A 4,637-nucleotide genomic window follows, 5' to 3' on the forward strand; every position below is an offset into this window, starting at 1 on the left:
TTAGGGACTGTAAAAGTGGAAAAGCACCACTTTTTCAGTTCCCATGCGAGTAGGCGGTGGAGCTAGACAATGCCCGAAGGTGCCAAAACTTATACTTTATCTTCCAAAAAAGAAGTGCCTGGCACTTCTTTTCCGTTGGTTTTCAATTATCATTCCACACCCGGAAAGCCTTGTTGACGTAAGGCTTCATAAACAATAATCGCTGCCGTATTCGATAAGTTCAAAGACCGAATATGACTTGTTTGCGGAATTCGAAAACATCGATCCTTATTCTCTTCTGTCAATTCCTTTGGTAATCCTTTCGTTTCTTTTCCAAAAACGAAAAAATAATCTTTCATTGGATCACTATAATCAAAATCATGATAGTATTTGTTCCCGATTGTTTCAATGTAAAAAAAATCACCTGTTGGATATTTAATAAAAAGTTCTTCCATATTATCATAATGATTGACGTTAACATTCGGCCAGTAATCACAGCCTGCCCTTTTTAACATTCGATCATCAGTGGAAAAACCAAGTGGATGTATTAAATGCAAAGACGCGTTTGTTCCAGCACATGTCCTTGCGATGTTTCCAGTATTTGCTGGAATCTCTGGTTCATGTAGTACAACATGTATTCCCATTGCTTCACCTCATTAATCTAATCCATTCGAAACTTGAAGTTCTCGAAAATCCTTATTTACTTTAAATATTAATGTGTAAATGTCTTGAGTGATCCCACTAATTCCATTACTTCTTCAATAGTCGCTTGTTGTTTCCCAATGACCTGATATAAAGGAACATGCTGTCCAGATGAACGAATAAGATCTTCTTTTGTTACGAACGTATATTGTACAATTTGAATCGGTTCCAGAAATACGGTTAGTTCTCCTACATAATTTGAGATTTCCCGTATTTCCTTGTCTTCTTCCAATGATGGCAAATTTACGGATCCTAATAATAAATAGTCCCGAAGGAGAAGAGTATCCAATCCTTGAATTCTCAAATCTTGAACTAATTCTACTCGAGAATCGCTTCCCGTACGATAACTAACTACAAGTAATTCATCTTCATAAACCGTCTCCACAACTTCCCACCCTTCAGGCAAGGGGTCTGGCACCAGAACAGGAAAAGGAAGCTCCCGTGCAGCATGAAAGACGGTTGCATCTGACTTACTGCATCCATTTATCATTACTAAAAATACAAAAAGAACTAAGGTGATAACACATATCTTTTTCATTCAAATGCACCATTGCTTTCTTTAATCTAAATCATACCTTTTTCATTATACTATCACCAAATGAAGAAAACATGTTCTTTGTCATAAATTTTATAACTTCCTTGAGAACCTACGAGTTGCGGTCAATAATACTAAAAAATTTATATTTAATATTAGGAGTCCATGCCGTTGAATCCTCATACGACCAAAAACGCATACGACTATTTGTTGTATGTGCGTTAACGAGAGGCTCCCCCTCCACATCTTTTCCAGTTACAACTGTTGTATGCTGCCAATTATCATCACCGTTGAAGTCATAACAAATGATGTCACCTCTCATCAATTCATGGGGACTTGAGACTTCTACTGCCTGAAGCCCATTATTCGATCCACTTAAATACCATCTTAATGCATGAGCCACCGTCCAACTGTAACTCCATTGATTATTTTGATACCACCAACCAGAGGACCGGTTTGGTTGACCGCTCATTGGAACTCCCCCTGCAAAGATGCACTGGGAAATATAGTTAGTACAGTCATTTTCAAACTGCTTGTATTCAGGATTGAAAGAATCCCACCATCGTTCCGCATATCTGACCACTTCCACTCGGTCATAGACATAATCAGGTGATGACCGAGTTTCTCCCTGAAATAGCTGTTTTATATCCAGTGGGTCATATGTCCCGCCACCTTCTCGATTAACTAAATAATCATCAATAATTTCTTCATCTTCCAAAACGATTCTCCTGTTCTGCAACTGTTCTTCCATATAAAGTTGTTCCTTCTGTTTTATAACATGCTGAACCGAAACAACATAGTCAAAGAAAGATCGATCCTGAAAAGTATGCTGCTTTATAATGTTCCCATCTACAATATTTTTCACAATTTGAGCTTTCCTCGTCGTCAACGATTTTTGTTTCCGTTCAATCGCTTCCATCTCATCATCTCGGACAAACCCTCCTGAATTACTCCTAGTTACAAAACATTGCATACTGTTTTCCACATGTCGTTTTACTTTTTCATACATTGATATCCCCTCCCTCTTCCTGAATTCTCATTTTATTCATATTCAAGGGTGAGGTGCGATATTGATAAAAAGTCTATTTTCTAAGAAAAGCGCAAGCGCCTTTGGTCACGAGCGTAGGGCAGTGGAGGAATGACAACTAGAAGTCCGCTCTTTGACTTCGGTTGTCACTTCCGAAGTGCCCCGTAGCGAGTAGGCGCTGGAGCTAGACAACTTGCCCGAAGGTGCCAATACTTATAATTTCTTATCTTTTAAAAAAGGGAGTTCCCATAATGAATGGAAACTCCCTCAAATTTATGAAATTTTTCTTATAGCCCCTTCTAATCTTAATAAATGTTCCTTTTTTTCTAATCCACCACCGTACCCGACCATTGATCCATTACTTCCAATGACTCTGTGACAAGGAATAATGATAGGGATAGGATTTTGATTGTTAGCCCCCCCAATAGCACGAACTGCTTTCGGCGCTCCAATTTCAAAGGCAATTTCCTTATAAGACTTTGTTTCACCGTATGGGATATCCTTCACCTTTTGCCAAACAAGGGTTTGAAATTTCGTTCCGATTAAATCTAACGAAAGATCAAAGGATGTCCGTTTGCCTTGAAAGTATTCATCCAACTGATTTAGGGCAGGCATCACTTTTTCTTTGTCTTCTGATAGGATGACATTCATCAGGCGTTTTTTTAGTCTCGTTTCAATGGAAGATAGGCATTCCTTAATGGATCCGAATTCAATAAAACATACTCCCTTATCTGATTTTCCCACTGTTAACATTCCAATTGGGCTGTTCATCTCTGAGAAATAAATAAATGGTCGTTTTGACATACTTCCCCCCACTTTCGGTCCAGTGTTCTATTAGATTTGCTGAGCATTACTTTAAAGTTTCTAATATGGTACTGGACATTGTTTCCATTTACCAACGGCAAATTTATTCATATTTCATTGTTTCAAGGCTTTTTTCTATCTCTTGCAGTACTTCTTTATCATTTTCTCTTTCTTTCGCCACTTTTAGCTCTTTTTCTGTTTCTAATCCACCAATTCTACCTATACTCCACGCTGCCGTCCCCCGAATAACTGGCCGAGGATCATTCTTCAGAACCTCAAATAATGCTGGCAATGCACTCTTTTCCTTGAAATGTGCAAGTGCAATGATCGCATTTCTCTGAATTGGTTTTTTTCCTCTCCAAGAGCCTGAAATGGAACCAAATCTCTGTTTAAACTCTCTGTTACTTATCGTAAGTAATGGTTCTAATAACGGTTTAACCACTTCTGGATCTGGCTCCATTTCAGGATGATTGTTAATGTTTTTCCCCTTGTTTTCAGGACAGACGACTTGACATGTATCACATCCATATAAACGATTCCCTATTTTTTCTCGATATTTTTCCGGCAAAAAATCTTTTGTTTGTGTCAAAAAGGCAATACATTTATTTGAATCAAGCTGACCACCTTGGATTAACGCATCCGTTGGGCAAGCCTCAATACACTTGTTACAAGTTCCACATTGATCTTCTAATGGGGTATCCGCTGGTAAATCAAGGGTTGTTATCATCTCACCTAAGTAAACATAGGAACCAAACTCCGGTGTAATAATAGAACAGTTCTTTCCACTCCAACCAATACCTGCCCTCTCTGCAACTGCACGATCAGATAACTCCCCAGTATCCACCATCGAGAGGCACTTCTCATCTGGGTTTCTTTCCGCTATAAATTTTTCCAATTCCCCTAATTTTCTTCTCAGAATATGGTGGTAGTCCTCTCCCCATGATGCTCTACAAAACAACCCCCTCCGTTCCCCACTCTTCGAACGTGGAGCATTTTTGAGTTTTGAAGGGTATGCAAGTGCAATCGCAATAATTGTCTTCGCTTCCGGTAGAAGATGATCCGGTTCCGTCCGTTCTTCTAATGTTCCTTTTTCAAATCCCGATTGATAGCCAAGATCCTGTTGTGTTTTTAACCTCATTTTCAAAGTAACAAAGGGATCAGCAGAGGCAAATCCAATTTTATCTATACCTATACGCTTACTATATGCAATGATTTCCTTTTTTAGTTGGGCGTTTGACATGGATTTCACCCACTTTCTAAACGTTTTCATCTTTTTTTGTAAAATTTTGTATAGGACATTCTAATTATGTAGATTAAAATGTCTTTTGGAAAATGTTCCAGTGAGAAACTGGCTTTGATATTTCATTTAGACGTGAAAAAGTAGCGTTCCATCTTGAAACACTACTTTAGTTATATACTTTTTAGTTGGTTTGTAAAAGATGAGATAAATTATGGAGCGGGTGATGAGAATCGAACTCACATCATCAGCTTGGAAGGCTGAGGTTTTACCACTAAACTACACCCGCTTACTATACATAAAGTTGAATTATTCTATTCTATTGTTCTCTTCGTCCACTCGCCTTGACATGT

5 protein-coding genes and 1 tRNA gene are annotated in these 4,637 nt (G+C 38.4%); all 6 read right to left on the reverse strand.

The features are described from left to right. Positions 1-149: 149 nt before the first annotated feature. The gene (gene trmL, locus KS419_RS18360) at positions 150-623 is read right to left on the reverse strand and encodes a tRNA (uridine(34)/cytosine(34)/5-carboxymethylaminomethyluridine(34)-2'-O)-methyltransferase TrmL (protein WP_217067847.1); all 474 of its coding nucleotides are present in this window, start codon (positions 621-623) and stop codon (positions 150-152) included. A gap of 68 nt (positions 624-691) precedes the next feature. Continuing rightward, complete coding sequence (locus tag KS419_RS18365; RefSeq protein WP_217067848.1) at positions 692-1,219, reverse strand: DUF4245 domain-containing protein; 528 nt, start codon at positions 1,217-1,219, stop codon at positions 692-694. A gap of 109 nt (positions 1,220-1,328) precedes the next feature. Then, complete coding sequence (locus KS419_RS18370) at positions 1,329-2,225, reverse strand: amidase domain-containing protein (RefSeq protein ID WP_217067849.1); 897 nt, start codon at positions 2,223-2,225, stop codon at positions 1,329-1,331. Positions 2,226-2,516: 291 nt separating this feature from the next. After that, complete coding sequence (locus KS419_RS18375; protein WP_217067850.1) at positions 2,517-3,047, reverse strand: methylated-DNA--[protein]-cysteine S-methyltransferase; 531 nt, start codon at positions 3,045-3,047, stop codon at positions 2,517-2,519. Between the two features lie 103 nt (positions 3,048-3,150). After that, a complete protein-coding gene (queG, locus tag KS419_RS18380; RefSeq protein ID WP_217067851.1) occupies positions 3,151-4,287 on the reverse strand; it encodes a tRNA epoxyqueuosine(34) reductase QueG in 1,137 nt (378 codons plus the stop codon). A 212-nt stretch (positions 4,288-4,499) separates the two neighbouring features. Next, positions 4,500-4,573 (reverse strand) — tRNA-Gly (locus tag KS419_RS18385). Between the last annotated feature and the right edge of the window lie 64 nt (positions 4,574-4,637).

It is taken from the genome of Evansella tamaricis, assembly GCF_019042215.1.
GTDB lineage: Bacteria > Bacillota > Bacilli > Bacillales > Salisediminibacteriaceae > Evansella > Evansella tamaricis.

Coding starts and splice junctions, on each gene's coding strand:
- KS419_RS18365 (WP_217067848.1), bottom strand. CDS start 1,219: ATGAAAAAGATATGTGTTATCACCTTAGTTCTTTTTGTATTTTTAGTA.
- KS419_RS18370 (WP_217067849.1), bottom strand. CDS start 2,225: ATGTATGAAAAAGTAAAACGACATGTGGAAAACAGTATGCAATGTTTT.
- queG (WP_217067851.1), bottom strand. CDS start 4,287: ATGTCAAACGCCCAACTAAAAAAGGAAATCATTGCATATAGTAAGCGT.
- KS419_RS18375 (WP_217067850.1), bottom strand. CDS start 3,047: ATGTCAAAACGACCATTTATTTATTTCTCAGAGATGAACAGCCCAATT.
- trmL (WP_217067847.1), bottom strand. CDS start 623: ATGGGAATACATGTTGTACTACATGAACCAGAGATTCCAGCAAATACT.